This window comes from Leclercia barmai, from assembly GCF_049312895.1.
Taxonomy (GTDB): Bacteria; Pseudomonadota; Gammaproteobacteria; order Enterobacterales; family Enterobacteriaceae; genus Enterobacter; species Enterobacter barmai.
On sequence record NZ_JBMNWZ010000001.1, the window covers coordinates 298,178 to 319,858 of the forward strand.

The following is a 21,681-nucleotide window of genomic DNA, read 5'->3' on the forward strand; positions in this document are numbered from 1 at the left end:
AGCATCAACGATCTGATAAACGGGTACCAGTTCTTGCTTATACTGGTACTGGCACTACCATGCAGGGGGCAATATGGCGCTGATGTCTGAACCTGTCACCTCACTTCAGGATGACACCCGTAAACAGCTGGGCGCATTTTTACGCGCGCGGCGTGAAAGTCTCGATCCCCAGCGCCTCGGCCTGCCGCGCAGCGGCCGACGCCGTACCCCAGGCCTACGCAGGGAGGAGGTGGCCCTGCTGGCGGATGTCGGCGTCACCTGGTACACCTGGCTGGAGCAGGGCAGGGACGTGAACCCGTCCAGCGCGGTGATGGCTGCGGTGGCGAAAGCGCTGCAGTGTACCCCAACCGAATCCCGCCACCTGTTCCTGCTGGCCGGATTGCCGCCGGGCGAAGCGCCGCAGGGGGCGGTCTGCTGCGAAGGCATCAGCGAAGGCACCCGCCGTCTGCTGGATACCCTGATGCCAAAACCTGCCAGCATCCAGAAGCCGAATTTCGATATCGTGGCGTGGAACGACAGCTTCTGCCATCTGATGGGCGTCGACTTTAACGACATCCCGCCGGAAGACCGCAACTGTATCTATCTCTATCTCACGCATCCGGCGTGGCGCGCCCGGCTTGGCAGACGTGACGACGTGCTGGCGATTTTTGTCTCCTATTTTCGCGCGGCGATGGCCGAGCACCGGGGCGATCCCCAGTGGGAGGCGAAACTGGCGCGCTTCTTTGCCGTCTCGGAAGAGTTCAAAACCCTGTGGCACCAGCGCTACGACGTGCGCGGCGTAGAAAACCAGCTGAAGCTGTTCACCCATCCTGAGCTCGGGGATTTTACTCTCCAGCAGATGTACTGGTACTCCGCCCCGCGCAACGGCTCGCGGCTGCTGGTCTATCTGCCGGTGGATGAGGCGGGGGAAAGGGTGATGGCGTGGCTGGCTGCACAAAAATAATTTCTGCGAGGCGCTTTCAGGGAATGGAAGTGACTCCGGTATCGCCCGGATAAAGCGTATAAGGTGAATCACGAAAGGCCAAATTAGCCTTTAATGCAAATTGCCTTATATGCTAATATCTTCAGGGATGAAAAATTGTGTACAGACTCATCGTTCATGAGGCAGTCAGAGAAGAGATCCTCTCTTTGCCTGCCGGAGTACAGGCGAAACTGATTCGTCAGCTTGATAAATTGCGCAGTAACCCAACGGCTCTACGGGAGCCTGACAGCAAACCCTTACCCCATGGCCTGTTTGAAATCAGAACCCTTGGGCTGATCCATAGTCGTGGGATCTATGTCTATCAGCGGGAAAAAACAATTTATCTGTTGCGCGTATTTATTAAGAAGACGCAGAAAACGCCCTCTGCTGAAATCCGTCTGGCACTAAAACGACAACAGGAGATGTTGGATGAGCAAGAAGATTATTGACTGGGATGTGCTAAGAGCAGAGCTGCTAAGTGATGTAGACGTGCAGGCAGCCTTTGACGCCGAGGAACGTAAAGAGCGCCTGCGTGAGATGCTGGCACAGTGGCGGCAACATGCCGGGCTTACGCGCGCGCAGGTAGCGGAGCGGATGGGGGTCAGCGCGCCAACCGTTTCCCGAATGGAAGCCAATATTACCCGGGCGAGTCTGGATACCTTAACGCGTTATGCGCTGGTGTGTGGCGTGAAACATCCGCAGATTACGCTTTATTAAACTACGGCGGTGAATGAAATGGATTTTGCTGATTTCAGCCAGAAGTTAGGTCTTGTCTCCCGAAACGTAGAACATACCGAAGCCTTTCTTGCGCGCGGTACGGCGGACTTTCATCTGCCGGGATTTGTCTTGCCTGTGGGTTATCGCCTCTTAAAATCCCTTTCAAGCGATGAATATCGCATTGTGACCACGGACGAAGGCAAGCCCTACACGGCCTATGCTGTTAAGCTGCAGTTTCATAAAGAGATTACTTTTCCTCACGGGGCGGCGACACAGGTCATGGTCTGGCGTACCCCGCGTACCGTACACCAGCGCGTCGTTAGCGGCTTTCCGCAACTCTTTTTCCAGTGGCTGTTAAGCGAGTACGACATTGTTGTTTCAGATAGCGAGCAAACCGGTGACGGCCAGCGGTTTTGGCTGCGGATGATCGACTGGGCGTTTACCATGAATTATCAGATCAGTGTGGCAGACGGAACGGTTGGGGAAGAGTGGGCCTTAACGCCAGTCAGCTCTTACGCTGAGCTGGAGGCACGCTGGATAGCGTTCGCCTGGGGATGCGATCGCGACGTGCGTCCGCATCGCCGGTTAGTCATCACTAAAACGTAATGGGCCGCTGTGAGCGGCCCATTTGCTTTTAGCACTCAGTCACAACCGTGCTCAGCGGCAGACGTGATTTCGGCAGCGTGGCGTTGAAATCTTCCACGCTGTGATGCCCCACCGGCACCACCACCAGGCTGGTGAAGCCTTTCTCTTTCAGGCCGAACTCCTCGTCGAGGATCGCGGCATCGAAGCCTTCAATCGGCACCGCATCCAGGCCCATCGCGCCGACGCCCAGCAGGAAGTTGCCGACGTTCAGGTAAACCTGTTTTGCCATCCACTGGTGGTCATCTTTCAGCTCGACACGGTGCAGATCGGCAAAGAAGGTGCGGCCCTTGTGGTTAGCGGCTTTCGCTTCCGGGGTGGCGAAGCGGCCATCGGCCTCTTCCTGATCCACCACGCGCGTCAGCCAGGCGTCGTCCATCGCGGTTTTGGCGCAGAACACCACCACGTGAGAAGCATCCAGCATTTTGCGCTCGTTGAACACAAAGCCACCGGCTGCGGATTTCGCCACGCGGGCTTTACCTTCCTCGGTGCTGGCGACGATAAAGTGCCACGGCTGCGAGTTGGTGCTGGACGGGCTGTACTGCAGCAGGGTTTTAATCTGTTCCGCCTGGTCGGCAGTCAGTTTTTTGCTCGGGTCAAAGGCCTTTGTTGAGTGACGCTTTAAGGCAACAGAGATGATATCCATTACGACTCCTGGGGTTCAGTTCAAAAGGGAAAAGGGTACAAGAGGAAAGGGGCAAAGATAAGGGCATTCCGGGCCTTTAAACGCCCGGACGCAGCCGTTTCTGATCTTTTTTCGGCAGCTTATCCACCACCAGATGCCATGAATCATTCACCAGATCGGCCACCAGTTCCGGGGTGATATCGTCCACCCCATACACCGAGATCCAGTGCTTTTTATTCAGGTGATATCCGGGCTCGATCCCCCGGTAGATCTGCTGGTTAAGCAGCGATTTTTGCGGATCGGACTTCAGGCTGACGTGCAGACGCCCGTGCGCCACGCCCATCAGCATAAAAATTTTCCCGCCGACTTTAAACACGTCGTACTCCGGGCCAAACGGCCAGCAGTGCTCGGTAAAGGGCAGATCCAGCGCCGCCTGCTTTGCGCAGGCCGCGAGCGTCTTATTGTCCATCTGAATCCTCTTCGGCCAGCGCGCGCCACATGGCTTCAAAACCCAGCGCCTTAAATTCGGCGGCGCGAGCCGGTTCGCGGGTGGCGAAGGCCATGGTGGTCTCCGCCAGGGATAAAAACAGGGCGTCGCCAAACAGACGGAACTCTTCCGACATAAACACCGTGCGAATCGAGCGACGACACAGCTCGTGCAGCTCCGGGAACATCTCGTGCACCGCCTGTTCGGTTTCAGCGTTGATCTTCTCGCTCACCCCAAGCTGGCGGATGGCGCCGTGGGCCACCGGGTTGCGAATACCCCAGTCAACGTAGCTGTTCCAGATATTGCGGGTATGCTCTTTCGGCTGGGTGAGGGCCCTGTCCATATTCGCCAGCATGGTCTGGCACAGATCCTGTTTCAGATGCAGATAGAGGGCGTTAAGCAGATCGTCTTTGGTAGCGAAATAGCGAAACAGGGTGCCTTCAGCCACCCCCGCGCTGCGGGCGATTAACGCGGTAGAAGCCGCAATGCCCGACTGGGCAAAGGCGCTGGTTGCCGCGTCCAGCAACGCCAGTTTTTTATCTTCACTTTTCGGACGAGCCACTACATTTCCTCCAGGTAACGTGCAAAAACCCCGATTGAATCATGCCCTTTGTGGGGCTGCAACGCGGAATGTCAAAGATCTTAAAACGTCTTGACGACTTTCGCATCACTTCTATAATGAGTGCTTACTCACTCATAATCAAGTTTTGCCCGCGCAGGCCATCGGATGGGGCGCGAATTCGGGTCGGGATATGAAAAAGCGTTTTATTGTTAGCCTGGTGGTAGTGATGATTATTGCATCCGCGGCAACCTTGCCGTTCGTACTGAATGCCGGATTCGGCCAGCCGCCGCAGGGCGAGCAACTGAGTGAGTTTGCCGCCTCGCCGCAGTATCGCGACGGCCAGTTCCATAACACCCTGCCGACCCCCGGATTTACCGGCAACAAGAACATGCTGGCGGCGTGGTGGGATTTTCTGGTGACGAAGCGCGAGAACGCGCGCCCTGCAGCGCCGCTGCCGCTGGTGAAAACCGATCTGGCGCAGCTGCCGCTGGATCAGGAGACCCTGGTCTGGCTCGGCCACTCCTCGTGGTATCTGCAGCTGGCGGGTAAACGCATTCTGATCGACCCGGTGTTCAGCAACTACGCCGCGCCGTTCTCCTTCCTTAACAAAGCCTTTGCCGGGGAGTACCCGTGGCGTGCTGAAGAGATGCCTGAGATCGATCTGCTGATCATTTCGCACGATCACTACGATCATCTTGACTACGCCACCATCAAAGCGCTGATACCGAAAGTGAAGCGGGTGGTCACGCCGCTGGGAGTGGGATCGCATCTGCGCTACTGGGGCATGGATCCGTCGATCATTGAGGAGCGGGACTGGGATCAATCGGTGCGCATCAGCGATGATCTGACCGTTCACGTCCTGCCGGCGCGTCACTTCTCCGGGCGCGGGCTGAAGCGCAACCAGACCCTGTGGGGCAGCTTTATGTTCGTTACCCCGCAGAAAAAGGTGTTCTACAGCGGTGACTCCGGCTACGGCCCGCACTTTAGCGCCATCGGCGAGCAGTTCGGCAACGTCGATCTGGCGATCATGGAGAACGGCCAGTACGACCAGGACTGGAAGTACATCCACATGCACCCTGCCGAAACGGCGCAGGCGGCTGCGGATCTGAATGCCAGCGCGGTGGTACCGGGTCACTCAGGGCGCTTTGTGCTGGCAAAACACACCTGGAACGACCCGCTGATCCAGCTTACGCAGGCCAGCAAGGATAAAAACTATCGCCTGCTGACCCCTGAGCTCGGGGAGCCGGTCAGGGTGGATGATGCCTCGCAACAATTTCGTGCGTGGTGGGAATAATGTTAAATCGAAGAGCAGAGGGGGAGAGCAGCATGACTATTTCCGCTCAGGTTATCGACACTATCGTCGACTGGATTGACGACAATCTTCATCAGCCGTTGCGCATTGAGGATATTGCCCGGCATGCGGGCTACTCCAAATGGCACCTGCAGCGGCTGTTTATGCAGTACAAAGGGGAAAGCCTGGGGCGTTATATTCGTGAACGCAAGCTGCGGCTGGCGGCGCGGGATCTGCGTGAATCGGATGAAAAGGTGTACGACATCTGCCTGCGCTACGGCTTTGACTCCCAGCAGACTTTTACCCGCGTCTTCACCCGCACCTTCAACCAGCCGCCCGGGGCGTATCGCAAGGATAATCACAGCCGGGCGCATTGAACGCATCGAACCCGGATTTAGTTTGCCCGGTGGCGCTGCGCTTACCGGGCCTGGAAGTGGAAACGTAGGCCGGGTAAGGCGTAGCCGCCACCCGGCATTTTTTGCCAGGCACATTACCAGCGGTAATTCACCGTCGCCGTCATCGTACGGCCAATGCCGTAAAAGCACGCCGTATCGCTTGCGCAGGAGGCAACGTACTTCGTATCCGCCAGGTTGTTGACGTTGAACTGCACGCTGGCCCCTTTCAGGCTGCTGTTCATCTCGCCCAGATCGTAGCTCAGCATGGCGTCATACAGATCCACCGACGGCACTTTGAAGGTGTTCTTCGCATCGCCGTAGCTGGTGCCGATATAGCGCATGCCCACACCTGCGGTCAGGCTCTTCAGCGCGCCGCCGGGCAGGGTGTAGCTGGCGAACGCGGAGGCCATATGCGCCGGGATGCGCGCAGGCGTTTTGCCTTCCGTTCCCGCCACCGTTGTGCTCTCGGTTTTCGCATCCGTGTAAGTGTAAGAGCCAATCAGGTTGATGTTGTCCAGCAGCGTGGAGTGGATCTCCGCCTCAACGCCTTTCGAACGCACTTTGCCCGCGTTTTCGAACCAGCCTTCGGCGCTGTTGTAGGTCGCCACGTTATCCTGGGTTAAATCGTACAGCGCCAGGGTCATCAGGGTGGTACCGACCGGCTGATACTTCAGGCCGATTTCGGTCTGCTCGCCGGTGGTAGGTTTAAACGGCCCGACGCCCGGTGCCCGGTTGGTTTGCAGGTTCGGTTCAAACGAGGTGCTGTAGCTGATGTACGGCGACAGACCAACGTCGAAGGCGTACAGCAGGCCGGTACGCCAGGTAAATTTACTGTCGTTCTGCTGGGTGAAGCTGCTATCGGTGAAGTCGTTGGTGCGCACTTCGCTCCAGTCGTAACGCCCGGAGAGCAGCCACTCCCAGTTATGCCAGCTCATCTGATCCTGCAGATACAGCCCCATCTGATCGAGATTTTGCTGCTCGTCGCTGGCGGTCCGGAAGCTGCTTTCATCCACCTTCACGCCGTAAACCGGATTTTGCCAGTCGAGGTCGTACTGTGAACCGCTCCCACGTTCCAGCAGCTGTTTATCTTTGCTGGTCTTGTAGTCGAATCCGCCGAGCAGGGTGTGGCTGACGGCACCGGTGTTCGCCAGATACTCCAGCTGATTATCCAGGCCAAATTCATCCGTGGTACGTTCTTCATGCTGGGCGCGGCGGGTCAGTACCGAGCTGTTGGCGGCGCTGGTGGCGTAGACCAGATAACGATACTTCTGTTTGATGGTGGCGTAACGCGCGTTCTGGCGGAAGGTGAGGTTATCGGCGAACTGATGCTCCAGCTCGTAGCCGATCATCGTCTGCTCACGCCAGGATTGATCGTAATCCGGATCGCTGACGTTAAAGTCGCGCGGGATGTATTTGCCGTCGACGCTCTTTACCGTGCCGTACGCGGGCAGGAAGTTGCGGTATCCCGCATCGGGATCTTTCTGGTAGCTGGTCAACAGCGTAAAGCGGGTCTGATCGTTGGGATACCAGGTGATCGCCGGCGCAATCGCCATGCGCGTCTCTTTATAATCCTCCACCTGATTATGCTGGGTGCGGGCGATGCCGTTAACGCGATAGAGCACCCGGCCGTCATCGCTGAGCTTGCCGCCGAAATCAAACGCGCCTTCCGCGAGGTCGTTATTGCCGGTGCGGAACTGAACGTTGTGAATGGATTCAGAGGTTGGGCGCTTGCTGGTCATGCTGATCAACCCGCCCGGATTGACCTGGCCAAACAGGACCGAGGCCGGACCGCGCACCAGCTCCACACGCTCCAGCAACCAGGGGTCAACCGTTCCCGTCTGTGACGAGGCGGTGGCGCCGAAACTTAACCCGTCGAGGAATTTCGGCACATAGCTAAAGCCACGCACAAACACTTCATCGTTACGGTTTGACGATCCGCGGTATTCGGTAAACACCCCCGCCGAGTAGCGCAGCGCCTGGGATACGGAGGTCACATCCTGCATGTTCATCTGATCGCGAGTGATCACCGAGACCGACTGCGGCGTCCTCACGATCTCCGCGCTGGTCTTGGTGGCGGAAAGGGTTTTGGTGGCCACGATGCCCTTCACCGGGGCGGTAGGTTCTTCACTCGTTCCTTGCGTCACCGTAATGGTTTCTTCTCCGTTTTCTGCCTGAGCCGCCACGCTAACCGTGGCCAGACTCAGGAGCCATGCCTGCATTATCTTATTATTTTTAAACATTTTTATTTAACATCCTTGGTTGCTATCGCCATATAAACACCGATCAATTCGCCCAAATGATATTGCAAACTATTACCATTTGCATTAGCGTTGTTAACAAATTTTGGGGGGGACACGCGGTTATGAAAAGGGCATGGAGTGGTTTGTTATTAGGGATCGGGGCGCTGCCCGCCGTGGCGGCGACGTGCGAACCCTCGTCCCTGCAAGGGGAGGTTCAGGGAAAGTTTGATGCCAGCGGTGAAGTCTGTTTTAGCCTGCCAGAGTTGGGTGAAAATTATGTTTCGGCCACGCTGAACGGCGTAACCGATGCCCGCCTGCTGGACGGCCAGAACCGCCGTATCCGCACCCTGGTTGAAAATGGCCCTGCCGACGGGGAACACACCCTGCTGTTTGCCCTGCCGGTGAAGCAGAACAGCTCCCTGGTGCTGCATGGCGAAGCCGGCAAGCCCTGGCGTTTTCAGTGGCGGATGAAAGAGACTTCTGCCTTACCGCGCGTACAAATGCTAATGCCTGAAAGCCCGACGCTGCAGGCGCTGGCTAAAACGGTTGCTGCCGGGGGAAGTACCGATGCGTTCTGGCAGGCGCAAATTCGGCAGGGAACGCCGATGGTGGAGCCGGTTGACGCGCGCCACAAGCGCGTCACCTTCCTGTGGCGCGGCGCGCGCGGCAACGTCTTTATTCTCGGTTCTCCGGCGGGCGATCACGATCCGCTGTTCCGCCTCGGTAACAGTGACGTCTGGTTCCGCAGCTACGTCGTGCCCGCCGACACGGTGATGCAGTACAAGCTCGCCCCGGATGTACCGACAATTGACGGCTCTCCCCGCGAACAGCGCCGGGCGATCCTCGTCAGCGCCCAGGCCGATCCGCTAAACCCGAACAGCTTTGGTGAACAGAAAACGGATCGCTGGAACCGCTACTCCCTGCTCGATCTCAGCCCGGCGCGCTACTGCTCCGTTCAGGCCACGTCCAGGCCGCTGACGCAGGGCTCGCTGAGCCGCCAGACGCTGACCAGCACTATTCTGGGTAATTCCCGGGAAGTAATGATCTACAAACCGCGTGGGCCGCAGCCTGCACGCTGGACGTTAATCCTCTTTGACGGCCAGATCTATCAGGACGAGTACCATTTCGCCAACGTGCTGGATGGCCTGATTGCCCGTCACCATCTCCCGCCGGTCAACCTTGTGTTTGTCGACAGTCTCGATCACGCCCGACGCAGTAAAGAGCTGCCGCCGAATGCGGATTTTGCCGACTTTATGGCGCACGAACTGCTGCCGCGGTTGCGCGGGCAGGGGGTCGCCATGCAGCGGCAGAAAACCGTGCTGGCGGGGTCAAGCTATGGCGGGATCGCCTCTTCATGGGTGGCGCTGCGCTATCCGCGTCTCTTTGGCAATGTGCTGAGCCTGTCCGGCTCCTACTGGTGGGCCCCGAAAGGGGAAGCGCCAGGCTGGCTGACGCGTCAGTACCAGCAGTCACCGCAGTATCCGGTGCGCTTCTGGCTACAGGCCGGGAAGTTCGAAACCACCGGGCCGGGGGGAGGGATCTATCGCACGACCCAGGATTTTGAACAGGTTTTGCGGCAGAAAGGCTACCGCGTCAGCTTCCATCCGTGGTCCAGCGGCCACGACTACGCGGCCTGGTGTGAAGCCCTGATCCACGGCATGCGCGATTTAACCGGCTTACGCCGCCCGTGAAAACCAGCGGCGCCAGATAAAACGCAGAACAAAGAATTCAATGGCGCCGAGGACTAAAAACCACAGGCAGAAGAGGATGGTGTAAAGCTGGTTGAGATCCATCAGATGGAAGGTGCCCATCAGCTTTTGCGCCAGCACCAGCCCCAGGGAGGGTGCTGGCAGCAGCAGAACGGAGAGAAAGGCCATCAGTAAGATGCCGCCAGCCGTTAACAGCGATTCTAACGGGTGTTTCATAATAATGTTAATCGTCAGTTAAAAATAACATTGTCACGGATAGGGCTTCGTAAAGCAATATCAACCGTCAGAGAGGAGGATGATAAATAATCCTCCGCTAATCCGCTGAATTATCCCTGCCAGAAAAGAATTAATTCAATTAATCTCCGCTAATGTAAATTACTGTCACCCTCCGGCTAATAGTTTTACAAAGGTATAGGTGCTGTATCCAATTAACGTCGCAATAACAACTGCTGCGATTATATATAACGCCAGTCGACGCCCGCGATAAATTCCAAACATGCTGACCTCCGTTTAGTTTAGGTTTAGAAATAATTTGTAAAAATCGCTGTATTGAAATGAAACGTTATCTGTTTAATGCCGTCGATAGCAATAATAGTGCGTTAAATTAATTTCCGTGACAACCCATTATTGTCGATTGATTTATAAAAGCAGAAATGGAATTCAGGCTTTTGCTCACCGCAAACTGAAGGAGCTGATATATGACCAAAATGCACCACACCCAGACGCCGCCCACGCCAGGCACCACGCCGAACCTGGCCTACCAGCAGACCCATGACCAGACGCTTGCCGCGCAGCAGAGTACCGCCGCGGGTCTGAGCCGTGCTGAGGCGCAGGCGCGCCTGCAGCAGCATGGCCATAATGCCCTGCCGGAGAAAAAATCCCGACCGGCGTGGCTGCGTTTTCTGGCCCATTTTAATGACGTCTTAATTTATGTCCTGCTGGCCGCCGCGGCGTTAACCGCAATTATGGGCCACTGGGTCGATACCCTGGTTATTCTGGGTGTGGCGGTCATTAATGCGTTAATTGGTCATATTCAGGAAAGTAACGCCGAAAAATCCCTGAAGAGTATCCGTAATATGCTCGCCAGCGAGGCGCGGGTTATTCGTGACGGAAATCATGAAACAATACCCACAACTGAAATAGTCCCCGGGGATATTATTGTCCTGCGTGCCGGAGATCGTATTCCGGCGGATATGCGTTTAATTGAGGCGCATAATTTACGCGTTGAAGAAGCGATCCTGACGGGCGAATCGACGGTCGTGGATAAACACACCCAGCCGCTGAACGGCGAATTACCGCTCGGCGATCGCACCAATCTGGTGTTTTCCGGTACGACGGTGAGCGCAGGCGGCGGCGTCGGGGTGGTGATTGCCACCGGCCAGGAGACCGAACTGGGCCACATTAACCAGATGATGGCCGGGATCGAAAAACACCGCACGCCGCTGTTGGTGCAGATGGACAAGCTCGGCAAGGCCATTTTCGGGCTGATCATGGCGATGATGGCCGCGCTGTTCGTCTTCAGCCTGTTGCTGCGCGACATGCCGCTCGGCGAGCTGCTGCTGTCGTTGATCAGCCTGGCGGTGGCGGCGGTGCCGGAAGGTCTGCCGGCCATTATTTCCATTATCCTGTCGCTGGGCGTGCAGGCAATGGCCCGCAAGCGCGCCATCATCCGTAAACTGCCCACCGTTGAAACCCTGGGGGCGATGACCGTGGTGTGCTCGGACAAAACCGGCACCCTGACCATGAACGAGATGACCGTTAAGGCGATCATCACCGCCGACAGCTGCTACCGCGTGGAGGGCGACAGCTACGCCCCGGAAGGCAATATCTGTCTGGAGGGCAGCGATGAGCCGGTGCAGATCCAGCCGGGTACCGTGCTGGAGCAGTACCTGCGCACCGTCGACCTCTGTAACGACAGCCAGATGATTCAGGACGAGCGCGGCCTGTGGGGCATCACCGGTGGGCCAACCGAAGGGGCGCTGAAGGTGCTGGCCGCCAAGGCTAAGCTCGCGCCGGTCATGACCACGCTCATCAACAAGATCCCGTTCGACTCCCAGTACAAGTACATGAGCACTCACTACCAGATTGGTAGCGAGGAGCAGATTTTGATTACCGGCGCGCCGGACGTGATTTTCGCCCTCTGCACGCAGCAGCAGACCCGCAGCGGTGCCGAAGCCTTTAACCGCAGCTACTGGGAAGCCGAGATGGAGCGCTATGCGCGTCAGGGGCTGCGCATGGTGGCCGCGGCGTTCAAACCGGCAAACGGTGAGCAGACGTTAACCCACGACGACCTCAGCCACGGCCTGATCTTCCTCGGCATCGCCGGGATGATGGATCCGCCGCGTCCGGAGGCCATCGACGCCATTCACGCCTGCCAGCAGGCGGGGATCCGCGTGAAGATGATCACCGGGGATCATCCGCAGACGGCGATGAGCATTGGTCAGATGCTGGGGATCAGCAACAGCGCCCAGGCGGTGACCGGCTATCAGCTGGAGCACATGGACGATGCCGAGCTGGCAAAAGCGGCGGTGGAGTATGACATTTTCGCCCGCACCAGCCCCGAGCATAAGCTGCGTCTGGTGAAAGCCCTGCAGGAGAAAGGCGAGATCGTCGGCATGACCGGTGACGGTGTGAACGACGCGCCGGCGCTGCGCCAGGCGGACGTTGGGATCGCGATGGGCATCAAGGGCACCGAAGTGACCAAAGAGGCCGCCGACATGGTGCTGACGGACGACAACTTCGCCACCATCGCCAGCGCGGTGAAAGAGGGGCGTCGCGTCTACGACAACCTGAAGAAGACCATTCTGTTTATCATGCCGACCAACCTCGCGCAGGGTCTGCTGATTGTGATTGCCCTGCTGGCGGGGAACATTATTCCCCTGACGCCGGTGCTGATTCTGTGGATGAACATGGCGACCTCCGCCACGCTCTCCTTCGGTCTGGCTTTTGAAGCCGCCGAGCGCAACATCATGAAGCGCCCGCCGCGTCAGACCGGGCAGCACGTGATGGACGCTTATGCTGTCTGGCGCGTGGCCTTCGTTGGCACCCTGATCGCCGTTGCCGCCTTTGCCCTGGAAGCCTGGCTGGCTCCGCGCGGCCACAGCGCCGAGTTCATCCGCACGGTGCTGTTGCAGATGCTGGTCTGCGCCCAGTGGGTCTACATGATTAACTGCCGCAACACCGAAGGCTTCTCCCTGAACCGCGGCTTGCTTGCGAACAAAGGGATCTGGCTTGTAACGGGCGTACTGCTTCTGCTGCAGCTGGCGATTATCTACCTGCCGTTTATGCAGATGCTGTTCGGCACCGAAGCCCTGCCGCTGCGCTACTGGGGTGTGACCCTGGGGATGGCGGGCGCGATGTTCTTCATCGTCGAAATTGAGAAGCGACTGACCCGCAGGTTCCGCAAGGCTGCATGACAAAACCTTAAAACCTTACCCCTCACCCTAACCCTCTCCCCACAGGGGAGAGGGAATAGTCGGTGTTCTCCCTCGCCCCTATGGGGAGAGGGCCGGGGTGAGGGGACAAACACCGAGGCATTCTCTATGAAACTGACTTTCCTGCGCGCCGCCCTGGCCAGCGCGCTCCTCGTCTGCACCCTTAATTCCGCCTTCGCCGCCGCCATTCCCGTGCGCGTCGCCACCGTGGAGCAAACCGCCCACGCCGCGGAGCGTCAAATCCCGGGCCGCATCGAAGCCATTCACACCGTTGAGCTGCGGGCCCGCACGGAAGGCGTCATCACCCGGACCCACTTTCGCGACGGGCAGTATGTGAAAAAAGGCGACGTGCTGTTTGAGCTGGACGATGCCGAGCCGCGTGCCGCCGTGCGCCTGGCCCAGGCCGAGGTGAAAAGCGCCGAAGCCACGCTGCGTCAGGCGCAGCAGCAGCTCTCCCGCTTCGAGAGCCTGGGCAACAACAACGCCATCAGCCGCCATGACGTGGACAACGCCCGCATGCAGCGCGACGTGGCCAGCGCCGCGCTGGAGCAGGCGCGAGCCCGGCTCGAGGCCCGCAACCTGACCCTGACCTACACCCGCATCATCTCCCCCATCGACGGCCGCGTGGGGCACAGCCCGTTCCACGTGGGTAGTCTGGTGAATCCTGCCAGCGGCGTGCTGGCGGAAGTCGTACAGCTCGACCCGATCCGCATCGCCTTCGCGCTGGAAGAGGGGGCGTTTGCCACCAAAGCCGGGCAGCATGCGGATATCCACGCCATGAAGCAGGCCTGGCAGGCGCTGATCGACAGCAACGGCCAGCGCGTAAGCGGGGAACTGACCTCGGTGGATAACCGTATCGACCCGCGCACCGCCAGCGTGATGCTGCGTGCCGAGTTCGCCAACCCTCGCCATCAGCTGCTGCCCGGCGGTAACGTGAATGTGTTTCTGCGCCCGGCAAGCGTTCAACCGGTGCTGACCCTGCCTGCTGCGGCTGTCCAGCAAAACGGCGAGGGGTTCTTCGCCTGGGTGGTTAACGCCGACGGCAAAGCCGAAAAACGCATGCTGAACATCGCCGGGCAGATCGGCCAGCAGTTCCAGATTGCTTCCGGCGTGCAGGCCGGTGAGCGAGCTATCGCTGACGGCGCGCAGCGCGTGTCGTCGGGCGCTACCGTCCAGATACTGAATTAAGGAGCCATCATGCTGACGTTTTTCATCAAACGCCCGCGCTTCGCGATGGTCATTGCGCTGGTTGTTGCCCTGCTGGGGGCTATCGCCCTGAAGATCATTCCCGTGGAGCAGTATCCGCAGATCACACCTCCGGTGGTGAATGTGTCAGCCTCATGGCCCGGCGCCAGCTCGGCCGACGTGGCGGAGGCCATCGCCACGCCGCTGGAGACCCAGCTTAACGGCGTGGATCACATGCTGTACATGGAGTCCACCAGCTCTGACGAAGGCAGCTACAGCCTGAACATCACTTTTGCGGCGGGCACCGATCCGGATCTCGCCGCCATCGACGTGCAGAACCGCGTGGCCCAGGCCGTGGCGCAGCTGCCCACCGAGGCCCAGCAAAACGGCGTGCAGGTGCGCAAGCGCGCCACCAATCTGATGATGGGGGTAAGTCTTTACTCACCCAACAACAGCCACACGCCGCTGTTCGTCAGCAACTACGCCAGCACCCAGGTGCGCGAGGCGCTGGCCCGTTTACCGGGCGTCGGGCAGGTACAGATGTTCGGCGCGCGAGACTACAGCATGCGCATCTGGCTGCGACCGGATCGGATGAACGCCCTGAACGTCACCACCGACGACGTGGCCCAGGCGCTGCGCGAGCAGAACGTGCAGGGCGCGGCGGGGCAGGTAGGAACGCCGCCGGTGTTTAACGGCCAGCAGCAGACCCTGACCATCAACGGGCTGGGGCGCTTAAATCAGGCCGACGACTTTGCCGGGATCGTCATTCGCGCGGGCGAGATGGGCCAGCTGGTGCGCCTGAAGGATGTCGCCACCATCGAACTCGGTTCGCGCAGCTACAGCTCCGGTGCTCAGCTTAACGGTCATGACTCGGCGTATCTGGGGATCTACCCGACGCCGTCCGCTAACGCCCTGCGGGTGGCCGACGCGGTTCGTGCCGAGCTGGAGCGTCTTTCGACGCGCTTCCCGGACGATCTGACGTATGAGGTGAAGTTTGACACCACCACCTTTGTTGCGGCGACCATCAAGGAGATTGGCGTCTCGCTGGCGCTGACCCTGCTGGCGGTTGTGGTGGTGGTCTCCCTGTTCCTGCAGAGCTGGCGCGCCACGCTGATTGTCGCTCTCGCTATTCCGGTGTCGCTGGTGGGCACCTTTGCGGTGCTCTATACCCTGGGGTATTCCGCCAACACCCTGAGCCTGTTTGCCATCATTCTGGCCCTGACCATGGTGGTGGATGACGCCATCGTGGTGGTGGAGAGCGTCGAAACCCTGATGGCGGAAGGGCAGAGCCGTACGGCGGCCACCGCCCAGGCGCTGCGCCAGATTGCCGGGCCGGTGATCGCCACCACCCTGGTGCTGCTGGCGGTATTTGTGCCGGTGGCGCTGCTGCCGGGGATCGTCGGCGAGCTGTACCGCCAGTTCGCGGTGACGCTCTCGACGGCGGTTACCCTCTCAAGCCTGGTGGCGCTGACCCTGACGCCTGCCCTGTGCGCCATGCTGCTGCGCCCGCGTCCTGCGCGCCCGGCGGCAATTTATCGCGGCTTCAACCGCGGACTGGACGCCACCCGCAACGGTTACTCCCGCATCGTCAGCCTGTTTAACCTGCGCCCGTGGCTGGCGCTGCTGGCCACCAGCTGCGCGGCGGCGGTGGTGGTGTTCAGCTTTATCTCCATGCCAAAAGGCTTCCTGCCCCAGGAGGATCAGGGCTACTTCTTCGCCAGCGTCCAGCTGCCGGAAGCGGCCTCGCTGGAGCGCACCGAAGCGGTGATGAAAACCGCCCGGGAGCTGATCGCTAAAAATCCGGCCGTTGAAGACGTGATTCAGGTCTCCGGATTTAACATTCTCAACGGCACCAGCGCCTCCAACGGCGGCTTTATCTCCGTGATGCTGAAAGACTGGAGCGAGCGCCCCGCGCTGGATGAGGTGATGGGTACGTTGCAGCGCCAGCTGCTGGCCCTGCCGGAAGCCACCATCATGACCTTCGCGCCGCCGACGCTGCCGGGGCTGGGAAACGCCTCCGGCTTCGACCTGCGCATTCAGGCCCAGGCGGGGCAAAGTCCGGCGGAGCTGGAGCGCGTGACGCGCGATGTGTTAATGAAAGCCAACCAGCATCCGCAGCTGAACCGGGTGTTCACCACCTGGAGCAGCAACGTGCCGCAGCTGACCCTCACCGTCGATCGCGAGCGGGCCGCGCGTCTCGACGTGCCGGTGTCGCGCATCTTCAGCAGCCTGCAGACCGCCTTTGGCGGCACCCGCGCCGGGGATTTCAGCGTCAACAACCGTGTCTACCACGTGGTGATGCAAAATGAGATGCAGTGGCGCGAGCGGGCAGAGCAGATCGGCGAGCTGTTCGTGCGCAGCAATAACGGCGAGCGGGTGCGCCTGAGCAACCTGGTCACCATTACGCCGACCGTCGGCGCGCCGTTCCTGCAGCAGTACAACCAGTTCCCGTCCGTCTCCGTGAGCGGCTCGGCGGCAGCCGGGGTCAGCAGCAGTACGGCGATGGCGGCGATGGGGCAGCTGCTGGCGGAGCACCTGCCCGCCGGGTATGACTACGCCTGGAGCGGGATGTCATATCAGGAGCAGCAGACCGGGAATCAGGCGATCTGGATTGTGCTGGCGGCGGTAGTGATGGCGTGGCTGTTCCTCGTCGCCCAGTATGAGAGCTGGACGCTCCCGGCAAGCGTCATGCTCTCGGTGCTGTTCGCCATCGGCGGGGCGCTGGTGTGGCTGTGGGTTGCCGGGTACGCCAACGACGTCTACGTGCAGATTGGCCTGGTGTTGCTGATCGCCCTCGCCGCCAAAAACGCGATCCTGATCGTCGAGTTTGCCCGCGCGCGGCGCAATGAGGGGATGGCGATTGTTGATGCGGCGCGCGAAGGGGCCACGCGCCGTTTCCGGGCGGTGATGATGACCGCGGTGTCGTTCATTATCGGCGTACTACCGATGATGCTGGCGACCGGGGCGGGTGCCCAGAGCCGTCGCATCATCGGCACCACGGTGTTCAGCGGTATGCTGGTAGCTACCCTGGCGGGGATTGTCTTTATCCCGGCGCTGTTTGTGCTGTTCCAGCGCCTGCGCGAGTGGGGGCATCGCCTTACGGACTCGTCGCCCACAGATCGCAGTGCTTCTGCACCAGAGAGATAAGTGAGCCGCCGTCTGCGATAAAGTCCCGCATCAGGTCTGCCTCGCTCTTGCCCTGCTTTAACCGCAGGGCAATTTCCTGGATCGTGCTGCTGGCGCCCACTTTTTCCGCCGACGGCGCGACGCGCTCCAGCAGCCAGGCGAGATCCTCCGCAATGGTTTTTTGCTCCCCGGTGTGGACGTCCGTCAGGATCCCCTCCAGCCCGTAGCGGCAGGCCTGAAAACGGTTAAAGCGATAGAGCAGAAAATCCCGCTCCTGATGCTTATAAGGCCGTGTGGTCAGCAGCCAGTGGGAGGTGGCCTGGATCAGCCCGGCGATATTAATGGCATGGGCGAGGGTGAGCGGGGTATCCATCACCCGCACCTCCACGGTGCCGAAATGGGGGCTCGGACGAATGTCCCAGTGCAAGTCTTTAATGCTGTCAATCATGCTGGTGTGGCTCAGGCGACGGAACAGTCCTTCGAACTCCTGCCAGCTGTTGACCCACGGCATCAGGCCGTTATCCGGGAACCCGGAGAAGATGTTGAGCCTTGATGACGAGAACTTCGTGTCGGTGCCCTGCATATAGGGCGAGGTGGCCGCCAGGGCGATAAAGTGCGGCACAAAGCGCGACAGCCCGTGCAGCAGGTAGATGGCGTCATCCCCGGTGCGACAGCCGACGTGCACGTGCTGGCCAAACACCGTCGCCTGCAAAATCAGATAGCCGAAGCGCTCAAGCGTGGCGTTATAGCGCTCATCCTCGCACACCTCCTGACGCTGCCACTTCTGAAACGGATGCGTACCGCCGCCGCAAATCTGGATATGCTGCTCCGCCGCGGCCCGCAGAATGCTCTGCTGCATCGCGGAGAACTGCGCCGCCGCCTGGTCGATGTTCTGGCACACGCCGGTGGCGATTTCGAGCATGCTTTCGGTGATATCGTGCTTCACTTCCCCGCCTTTGATGTCGTCTTTGACGGCGGCGATAAGCGCGGAGGAGTCCTGACTCAGATCGTAGCCCGGCGGATTAACCACCTGCAGTTCCAGTTCGATGCCAAGGGTGAAGGGTTCAGAGGAATGAAAGTCGGGTAAAGGCATGGCGCACTCCGTTGTCTGTTATACGTTGAGTATAGACAACGGGTGAGGAACGCCTTCAGTCGCCGACAAACGCACTGACCGGCAAATCAAAACGCTTCGCCAGCGCCCGCATATGTTCCAGCGTTAATGTGCGTTGTCCGTTGAGGATCCGGCTGACCAGCGATTTCTTGCCAATCTCATTCTCCAGGTCGCTCTGCGTCAAATGATGCTGATCCATCAGCGTTCGTAGCAGCGCAACGCCGGAAGGCGTACTGGCAATACGGGCGTTAAACTCAGCAAACTCTGGCGATTCATTCTCGTATTTATCGATCTTAGCGGTCAGCATATCGATGAGCGGGCTGTCGGGCTGGTGCTCGATCAGGTACTCCATCAGCGACAGCGCATCCTCATAGTCTTTACGCGACGGACGTGCTCCCAGAAAAGGCAGGACGTTTGCCAGATCGTTGGCTGCTTTAATGGCCTGTGCATAATTCATTCTTTGGTTCTCCGGTAGAGGTCCGTCAGCTTGTCATACTCTGCATGCGTGCTGATATGTTTGATAAAAATTATATGCAGTTGAAAGTGAGTTGACAATATGGAAACCCAAAGGCCTTTAATTGAATGCTCCACAAAGTAAAAGTGTTCGTAGAAAGTGGTTATTTTTAGATTTACGTGACGCATTCCGGAAATCCCTCACTACACCGCCCTCTACCAGCCCGTGATCCTGTGCCACGTCCGTTGCTGGCCATCCCTCATCAGCACCTGATAAACGCTATGCATTGCCGCTGTTGCACAGGCGTGATTAGGCAGGATGCGCAGACGCGTGCCAACAGGGAAATCTTCCGTGGTCAGGGAGGCACCAGCAGGCAGGGCGATGATGCCGTGCTCCTGATTGGTGATGCTCAGACAAACGCCGTCATAAGGTTGCCCCGCCATATTGCAGACCAGCCCGTAGCCGTAGTCTGTCGCCTGTGAGGCCGTACCCCGGTCGCGGGACATCGCCATCCAGCCGGCATCAATAAACACCCAGTTTTTGTCCCGGTTGTGGCCTGTCACCGTGGTGACGACCGAAAGCGCAATGTCGTCAATTTCGCAGACTCCCACGTTTTTCATCACCAGATCAAAGGTGGTGAAGACCCCGGCTCTCACTTCCGTTATGCCTGCAAGCTCTGTCGAGAAATGCGCGGTCGGGGTGGCGCCGACGCTCAGCACGGGGCAGGGGATACCCAGCTCACGGACCCGACGCCCGGCGAGACGAATGGCATCACACTCGTTCTGCGCGGCCTGACGGATCGCCTCCTCGGTGCGACAGCTGTAGGACTCGCCCGCATGGGTCATTAGCCCGGTCAGCACCGCGCCGTTGCCATGAACGGCTCTCGCCAGGGCAACCAGTGCCTCGCTGTCCGGCGGCAATCCGCCCCGGTGCCCGTCACAGTCCACCTCAATAAATACCGAAAATACCACCTCATGCTGCCGGGCGTAGTCTGCCAGGGCAAGCGCCTGCTCCGGGGTGTCCAGCAGCAGATGCAGGTTCACGCCCCGCTTAATCAGTTTCGCCGCCCGCGCCAGCTTATGGGGCACAATCCCGACGGCATACAGGATGTTGGTGTAGCCGGCATCGGCAAACCCTTCCGCTTCGGCAAGCGTTGAAACCGTTGCCGGCGAGTCCGGATGTTTTAACAGATAGCGTGCGGCTTCGGGCGAGCGCAGGGTCTTCAGATGCGGCCGGACCTGGCTTCCCAGCCCCTCTACATGCGTATAGAGCCGGGTGATGTTGCGCACATATCGGCTCTCATCAATCAGAAGGTAAGGCGTTTCAGGGGCGTTCAGCCAGCGTGGGGTCGTCATGGTGGGGATCTCCTGGAAAATGTCTGGCCAGTTTTACATCTCATGATTTATGTTTAAATAAACAAAACCGTAATCCCTGATTAGGTCTGGACTTAATGATTAACAGCGACGATCTGCGTTTCTTCCATGCGATCGCAACCCATAAAACCCTTGCCGCCGCCGCGCGCGCCCTGAATATTTCCCCTTCTTCGGTGACCCAACGTTTGCAGGGCATTGAGTCGCGGCTGGGCGTCAAGCTGATCCAGCGTCCCTCGCGCGTGGTCAGCCTGACCGACGAGGGCTCCCTGGTGCTCGCCCGCGCCCGGCGGGTGATTGCCGAGCTCAGTGAGCTGCAGTCGATCATTGATAACCGCCTGCAGCAGGTGACGGGCAAACTGCGCGTGCTGGCGCCGCTCGGGTTTGGTAATGAGTACGTGGCACCTGTTCTGGCGCAATACGCCTTACAGCACCCGGGGCTTGAGGTGGAGCTGACGCTGTCCGACGTGCCGGAGTGGTCGTCCATGCACCGGTGGGATGTCATTGTGTATATTGGCGAGCTGCGCGACTCTTCCCTTCGCTGCATCAAACTTGCCGCTAACCGGCGTCTGGTGTGCGCCTCGCCGGAATATCTGGCCAAACAGGGGGAACCGACTTCACCGGCGGCCTTAAAACAGCACAGCTGCATTGCCCTGCGGGAGAATGATGAGGACGTCACGCTCTGGCGTTTTAGCCGCGACGGGACGGAGATGCCGGTGCGGATCCATCCCCGGCTGGCCAGTAACCAGGGCAGCGTGGTTAAACAGTGGGCGATGGCGGGGTGCGGGATCATGGTGCGCTCGGAATGGGATATTGCCCCGCAGCTCAACGCGGGTACGCTGGTGAGAATTCTGGCGGATTACTCGCTGCCCGATGCCGATATCGTGGCGCTGAGCAGTGACGACACGGCGCATCGCTCCCCCCGGGCTGAAAACTTTATCAGATTGCTGCAAGCGTCCCTGGCCTCTCGCCCCTGGGAAGGCAAAACGCCGTGAGAATGCTATTATCAGGCAGCAACCGACACCCTGAGGAACAGATATGAGCAACGACGTACCGATTAAATATTATGACATCGTGGATGAGTACACGACGGAAGCGGCAACGCCGGTGAGCGAAGCAGAACGTGATTCTCTGGCGCTCTATTTCCAGCTGCTGATCACCCGTCTGATGAATAACGAAGAGATCAGCGAAGAAGCCCAGACCGAGATGGCGGTGGAAGCAGGCATCAGCACCCAGCGCATTGATGATATTGCCAATTTCCTCAACCAGTGGGGCAATGAGTAGTTCCTGCGTTAAAGACGTGGTTTGCGCAGGCGTTGTGCTTTACACTGCGCGCGGCAAAAATTGAGTGTGTAACGATTAATTAGGCGGT

The 21,681-nt window shown here is 59.2% G+C and carries 20 protein-coding genes; 12 read left to right on the top strand and 8 right to left on the bottom strand.

The window, feature by feature from the left end; translation table 11 throughout:
* The first annotated feature begins 73 nt into the window (after positions 1–73).
* From ACOYA6_RS01350 to ACOYA6_RS01365, 4 genes are all read left to right on the top strand, one after another.
* Complete coding sequence (locus ACOYA6_RS01350; RefSeq protein WP_138369671.1) at positions 74–943, top strand: helix-turn-helix transcriptional regulator; 870 nt, start codon at positions 74–76, stop codon at positions 941–943.
* Between the two features lie 137 nt (positions 944–1,080).
* On the top strand, positions 1,081–1,410 hold the full coding sequence (locus ACOYA6_RS01355; protein ID WP_422653887.1) for a type II toxin-antitoxin system RelE/ParE family toxin: 330 nt from the start codon (positions 1,081–1,083) through the stop codon (positions 1,408–1,410).
* The gene (locus ACOYA6_RS01360; RefSeq protein WP_422653888.1) at positions 1,391–1,678 is read left to right on the top strand and encodes a helix-turn-helix domain-containing protein; all 288 of its coding nucleotides are present in this window, start codon (positions 1,391–1,393) and stop codon (positions 1,676–1,678) included. Before ACOYA6_RS01355 ends, ACOYA6_RS01360 begins: the two co-directional genes overlap by 20 nt.
* A gap of 18 nt (positions 1,679–1,696) precedes the next feature.
* Positions 1,697–2,284, top strand: coding sequence for a hypothetical protein (locus ACOYA6_RS01365; RefSeq protein WP_422653889.1), 588 nt, complete (start codon positions 1,697–1,699; stop codon positions 2,282–2,284).
* 28 nt (positions 2,285–2,312) lie between these two features.
* Here ACOYA6_RS01365 and nfsB read toward each other — a convergent pair whose 3' ends face one another.
* The 3 genes from nfsB to ACOYA6_RS01380 form a co-directional block, all read right to left on the bottom strand.
* On the bottom strand, positions 2,313–2,966 hold the full coding sequence (gene nfsB / locus ACOYA6_RS01370; RefSeq protein ID WP_039031574.1) for an oxygen-insensitive NAD(P)H nitroreductase: 654 nt from the start codon (positions 2,964–2,966) through the stop codon (positions 2,313–2,315).
* Between the two features lie 76 nt (positions 2,967–3,042).
* The gene (locus ACOYA6_RS01375) at positions 3,043–3,414 is read right to left on the bottom strand and encodes an MmcQ/YjbR family DNA-binding protein (protein ID WP_422653890.1); all 372 of its coding nucleotides are present in this window, start codon (positions 3,412–3,414) and stop codon (positions 3,043–3,045) included.
* Positions 3,404–3,994 carry a TetR/AcrR family transcriptional regulator gene (locus tag ACOYA6_RS01380; RefSeq protein WP_039031576.1) on the bottom strand — a complete coding sequence of 197 codons (591 nt, stop codon included), beginning with the start codon at positions 3,992–3,994 and terminating at the stop codon, positions 3,404–3,406. Before ACOYA6_RS01380 ends, ACOYA6_RS01375 begins: the two co-directional genes overlap by 11 nt.
* 190 nt (positions 3,995–4,184) lie before the next feature.
* Here ACOYA6_RS01380 and ACOYA6_RS01385 point away from each other — a divergent pair, with 190 nt between their 5' ends.
* The gene (locus tag ACOYA6_RS01385; RefSeq protein ID WP_422653891.1) at positions 4,185–5,288 is read left to right on the top strand and encodes an MBL fold metallo-hydrolase; all 1,104 of its coding nucleotides are present in this window, start codon (positions 4,185–4,187) and stop codon (positions 5,286–5,288) included.
* Positions 5,289–5,320: 32 nt separating this feature from the next.
* Positions 5,321–5,662 carry a RamA family antibiotic efflux transcriptional regulator gene (locus ACOYA6_RS01390; RefSeq protein ID WP_039031578.1) on the top strand — a complete coding sequence of 114 codons (342 nt, stop codon included), beginning with the start codon at positions 5,321–5,323 and terminating at the stop codon, positions 5,660–5,662.
* Between the two features lie 113 nt (positions 5,663–5,775).
* Here ACOYA6_RS01390 and ACOYA6_RS01395 read toward each other — a convergent pair whose 3' ends face one another.
* The gene (locus ACOYA6_RS01395; protein WP_422653892.1) at positions 5,776–7,920 is read right to left on the bottom strand and encodes a TonB-dependent siderophore receptor; all 2,145 of its coding nucleotides are present in this window, start codon (positions 7,918–7,920) and stop codon (positions 5,776–5,778) included.
* Positions 7,921–8,042: 122 nt separating this feature from the next.
* On the opposite strand from ACOYA6_RS01395, the gene ACOYA6_RS01400 reads away from it, so the two are divergent.
* Entirely contained in the window at positions 8,043–9,611 is a 1,569-nt protein-coding gene (locus tag ACOYA6_RS01400; RefSeq protein ID WP_422653893.1) for an alpha/beta hydrolase-fold protein, read from the top strand.
* On the opposite strand, the gene ACOYA6_RS01405 is transcribed toward ACOYA6_RS01400, so the two are convergent.
* On the bottom strand, positions 9,597–9,845 hold the full coding sequence (locus ACOYA6_RS01405) for a DUF1158 domain-containing protein (RefSeq protein ID WP_039031581.1): 249 nt from the start codon (positions 9,843–9,845) through the stop codon (positions 9,597–9,599). The two genes, ACOYA6_RS01400 and ACOYA6_RS01405, sit on opposite strands and share 15 nt — an antisense overlap.
* Before the next feature lie 491 nt (positions 9,846–10,336).
* Here ACOYA6_RS01405 and ACOYA6_RS01410 point away from each other — a divergent pair, with 491 nt between their 5' ends.
* The 3 genes from ACOYA6_RS01410 (at position 10,337) to ACOYA6_RS01420 (ending at position 17,395) form a co-directional block, all read left to right on the top strand.
* On the top strand, positions 10,337–13,045 hold the full coding sequence (locus ACOYA6_RS01410) for a cation-transporting P-type ATPase (protein WP_422654494.1): 2,709 nt from the start codon (positions 10,337–10,339) through the stop codon (positions 13,043–13,045).
* Positions 13,046–13,171: 126 nt separating this feature from the next.
* A complete protein-coding gene (locus tag ACOYA6_RS01415) occupies positions 13,172–14,251 on the top strand; it encodes an efflux RND transporter periplasmic adaptor subunit (RefSeq protein WP_422653894.1) in 1,080 nt (359 codons plus the stop codon).
* A 9-nt stretch (positions 14,252–14,260) separates the two neighbouring features.
* On the top strand, positions 14,261–17,395 hold the full coding sequence (locus tag ACOYA6_RS01420; protein WP_422653895.1) for an efflux RND transporter permease subunit: 3,135 nt from the start codon (positions 14,261–14,263) through the stop codon (positions 17,393–17,395).
* Here ACOYA6_RS01420 and ACOYA6_RS01425 read toward each other — a convergent pair.
* From ACOYA6_RS01425 to ACOYA6_RS01435, 3 genes are all read right to left on the bottom strand, one after another.
* Complete coding sequence (locus ACOYA6_RS01425) at positions 17,346–18,467, bottom strand: YbdK family carboxylate-amine ligase (RefSeq protein ID WP_422653896.1); 1,122 nt, start codon at positions 18,465–18,467, stop codon at positions 17,346–17,348. The genes ACOYA6_RS01420 and ACOYA6_RS01425 overlap by 50 nt on opposite strands.
* Positions 18,468–18,522: 55 nt before the next feature.
* Complete coding sequence (locus ACOYA6_RS01430; RefSeq protein ID WP_039031586.1) at positions 18,523–18,942, bottom strand: helix-turn-helix domain-containing protein; 420 nt, start codon at positions 18,940–18,942, stop codon at positions 18,523–18,525.
* 212 nt (positions 18,943–19,154) lie between these two features.
* Positions 19,155–20,294 (bottom strand): DSD1 family PLP-dependent enzyme, encoded by a 1,140-nt coding sequence (locus ACOYA6_RS01435; protein WP_138369663.1) that lies wholly within the window; start codon positions 20,292–20,294, stop codon positions 19,155–19,157.
* Positions 20,295–20,389: 95 nt separating this feature from the next.
* Here ACOYA6_RS01435 and ACOYA6_RS01440 point away from each other — a divergent pair, with 95 nt between their 5' ends.
* Both ACOYA6_RS01440 and ACOYA6_RS01445 read left to right on the top strand, forming a co-directional pair.
* Positions 20,390–21,304 (top strand): LysR family transcriptional regulator, encoded by a 915-nt coding sequence (locus tag ACOYA6_RS01440; protein ID WP_422653897.1) that lies wholly within the window; start codon positions 20,390–20,392, stop codon positions 21,302–21,304.
* A gap of 43 nt (positions 21,305–21,347) precedes the next feature.
* Entirely contained in the window at positions 21,348–21,593 is a 246-nt protein-coding gene (locus ACOYA6_RS01445; protein WP_039031590.1) for a YmjA family protein, read from the top strand.
* Positions 21,594–21,681: the final 88 nt, after the last annotated feature.